This window comes from Vibrio sp. OPT46 (genome assembly GCF_015163535.1).
GTDB lineage: Bacteria > Pseudomonadota > Gammaproteobacteria > Enterobacterales > Vibrionaceae > Vibrio > Vibrio alginolyticus.
This window is the reverse complement of the sequence record NZ_JADDYG010000298.1, coordinates 4059-7354: the sequence shown is the minus strand read 5'-3', so window position 1 is coordinate 7354 and position 3296 is coordinate 4059. Positions and strand designations below refer to the sequence as shown.

The following is a 3296-nucleotide window of genomic DNA, read 5'->3' as shown; positions in this document are numbered from 1 at the left end:
GCAGCCACGGCGGCTTTTTTCGGATCGTCGGTTTGCTCAGCAGGTGCTTCAGCTTCTTCCGCTTCAGTTGAGTCTGCTTGCTTCGCTTTGCGTGCTTTGGCACGTGCAATGGCAGCAGCAACCGCGGCTTTCTTCGGATCGCCGTCTTGCTGTGCAGACGTTTCCGATTCTACGGATTCAGTTGAATCTTCTTGTTGTGCTTTTTTCGCTTTAGCTCGGGCGATGGCGGCCGAAACTGCCGATTTTTTATCATCAGCGTTATTGTCTGGCGTTTCGCCTTGCTCTTTTTGTGCTTTACGTTCGCGGGCTAGACGTTTGCGTTCTTCGCGCAGTTTTGCCATTTCTGAGTTATCAGGTTCACTAGAGCCTGCTTTAGCGGCTGCGGCCTGTTTTGCCTTCGCTTTGGCAATGGCTGCCGCTACGGCAGGTTTAACGGCTGGCTCTGCTTTTTCTGTTGTTTCTGTCTTTTGAGCTTTCACTCGTGCGATCGCTGCTGCAATCGCATCATCACCACCAGAAGATTTCATGTCTTTACGGCGCTGATCGGCTGCTTTCTTAAAGCGATTTTCACGTTCTGCTTTTTCGCGTTCCATACGCGCTTTCTTCTCTTCAAAACGCAGCTTCGCTCGCTCAGCAGCTTCCGCTTCTTGTGTTCTGGTGCGAATTTCCGCTTTTGCTTGGCGGTAATACTGTACGAGCGGAATTTCACTTGGACATACAAACGCACAAGCGCCGCACTCGATACAATCCTTTAAGTTTAATTCTTCGAGTTTGTCATACTCTTCAGCTTTTGCATGCCATTGCAGTTGTTGAGGCAGCAGCGAAGCAGGGCACGCTTCTGCACATTGGCTACAGCGAATACATTCCATCTCATACTGGTGCGGAGAGATCTCACGACGAGTCGGAGCAAGGATACAGTTTGCTGTCTTGGTAATCGGCACTTGGGAGTGAGGAAGGGTAAAGCCCATCATTGGCCCACCCATAATTAAACGCTGTAACTTCTTATCTGCTTTATAGCCAAACTCATCCAACAGTGCTTGTACTGGTGTCCCTAACAATGCCCAAACGTTGCGTGGTTGTTTGAAGGTTTTACCAGTGAGAGTCACGATGCGCTTTATCATCGGTTCACCGTCGATGACTGCGCGTTTTATAGCGTAAAGAGAACCAACATTCTGAACCAAAATACCAATATCGGCTGGAATCGCGCCACTTGGTACTTCTTTATTGGTTAAAATTTTGATCAGCTGTTTTTCACCGCCAGAAGGGTATTTAGTCGGGATAACGCGAATAACGATATCTTTGTTTATAGCCGCAGCTTCTAGCGCTTTGATTGCTTCTGGCTTGTTGTCTTCAATGCCAATAATCGTGAGCTTTGGTGTCAGGATATGTTCGACAATTTCGATACCTTGAATAAGCTCTTCGGCATATTCTTGCATGAGCTTGTCATCAGACGTGATGTATGGCTCGCACTCTGCTGCATTAACGATAAGAATCTCGGTACGAGCAAAACCTGATTGGATTTTTTTTGCAGTAGGGAAGCCTGCGCCACCCATACCAGAAATACCAGCGAGACGAATAATATCAATCAGTGCGTCAGGGGTTTCTTGTTGGTAATCTGCGACGGGATTTCTTTCACACCATGCATCTTTCCCATCAGGCGTGATGACTGCGCACAACTCACTTAACCCAGAAGGGTGCGCGACAGTTCGTGGCTCAATCGCGGTGAGCGTACCTGATGTTGGAGCATGCACTGGAACCGTAAAGCCGGTCTCCGATTGCGTTAATGGCTGACCTTTTAATACGTAGTCACCTTCGGCAACCAGTAGGTTACCCGCTTTACCAATGTGCTGTTTTAGCGGCAATACAATTTCTGACGGGATAGCCGCATGAGCGAGTTCAGTTTTGTTGGACTGCTTTTTATTTTCTGCCGGATGCACACCACCTGGGAAATCCCAAAGCGCGCCTGTACGAATTTGTTCAATCAAAGACAACATGTGAAACCTTACTTAATTGAATCTTTCACGTTCGCTGCATTGTCGGCAGCATCCGTAATGTTAAGTACTGGAATGGAGTGAAGTTGCCACTTCCAGCTTTCTGTGGTCGTTGCCACAGGAATCATTTCAATACAATCAGTCGGACATGGGGCAACACACAAGTCACAGCCCGTACATTCGTCTTTGATTACGGTATGGACCGCCTTTGTTCCGCCTACAATTGCATCCACCGGACACGCCTGAATACACTTAGTGCAGCCAATACACATGTCTTCATGAATAAACGCAACGGTTGGAATTTTGCTGTCGAGATCGTGCGCAGATTCTTCTGGCTCAACACCCATTAAGTCGGCGAGCTTTTCGATTGTTGCCTGGCCTCCAGGGGGACATTTGTTGATGTGGTCGCCATTTGCAATTGCTTCAGCATAAGGACGGCAACCAGGGTAGCCACATTGACCGCATTGAGTTTGCGGTAAAATGGCGTCGATTTGATCCACAATAGGGTCCGCTTCAACTTTAAAGCGAATAGAAGCAAAACCAAGTATCGCGCCGAAAATCGCAGCCAGAACCGCTAACGCGATAATCGCAATTAAAATCGTACTCATCGCTTACTTCACCAAACCTGTAAAGCCCATAAAGGCGAGTGACATTAAACCTGCTGTAATCATTGCTATTGATGCACCTTTAAAAGGTACAGGAACGTCGGCGGCGGCTATGCGCTCTCGCATGGATGCAAAAAGTATCAACACCAATGAGAAACCAACAGCGGCGCCGAAGCCGTAGATGATCGATTCAATAAAGTTATGGTTTTCATTAATGTTAAGAAGTGCCACGCCCAATACTGCGCAGTTTGTTGTGATCAGCGGTAAGAAAATGCCAAGCAAGCGATAAAGCGTCGGGCTGGTTTTGTGCACAACCATTTCGGTGAACTGCACCACAACGGCTATCACCAAAATAAAACTCATGGTTCGAAGGTACTCAATACCTAGTGGACGAAGGATGTAGCTTTCCACTAAATACGCACACACTGACGCGAGCGTTAGCACAAAAGTTGTCGCTAAGCCCATACCTATTGCTGTTTCCAGTTTTTTGGACACACCCATGAAAGGACATAGGCCCAAAAACTTCACCAGTACAAAGTTGTTCACCAGCACAGTGCCGACCAACAACAAAACATATTCGGTCATAGTTATTACGTTCTTAAAATCCGATCTTGATATTATCGTGTTTTGTGACACCAATAACAACCAGTGAACGATGTGGTTTTACATACACGATGGAAAAATAGTCGTCTAATTGATG

Annotated in this window: 3 protein-coding genes; all 3 read right to left on the bottom strand. The window is 47.0% G+C overall.

Features of this window, described 5'->3' with window-relative positions; translation table 11 throughout:
* A partial coding sequence (rsxC, locus tag IQR33_RS13410) for an electron transport complex subunit RsxC (protein ID WP_228013887.1) occupies positions 1-1994 on the bottom strand: 1994 nt, incomplete at its 3' end.
* A gap of 8 nt (positions 1995-2002) precedes the next feature.
* Positions 2003-2599 carry an electron transport complex subunit RsxB gene (gene rsxB, locus IQR33_RS13405; RefSeq protein WP_005380760.1) on the bottom strand — a complete coding sequence of 199 codons (597 nt, stop codon included), beginning with the start codon at positions 2597-2599 and terminating at the stop codon, positions 2003-2005.
* Positions 2600-2602: 3 nt separating this feature from the next.
* A complete protein-coding gene (gene rsxA, locus IQR33_RS13400) occupies positions 2603-3181 on the bottom strand; it encodes an electron transport complex subunit RsxA (RefSeq protein ID WP_005380762.1) in 579 nt (192 codons plus the stop codon).
* Positions 3182-3296 lie beyond the last annotated feature (115 nt).

Coding starts and splice junctions, on each gene's coding strand:
- rsxB (WP_005380760.1), bottom strand. CDS start 2,599: ATGAGTACGATTTTAATTGCGATTATCGCGTTAGCGGTTCTGGCTGCG.
- rsxA (WP_005380762.1), bottom strand. CDS start 3,181: ATGACCGAATATGTTTTGTTGTTGGTCGGCACTGTGCTGGTGAACAAC.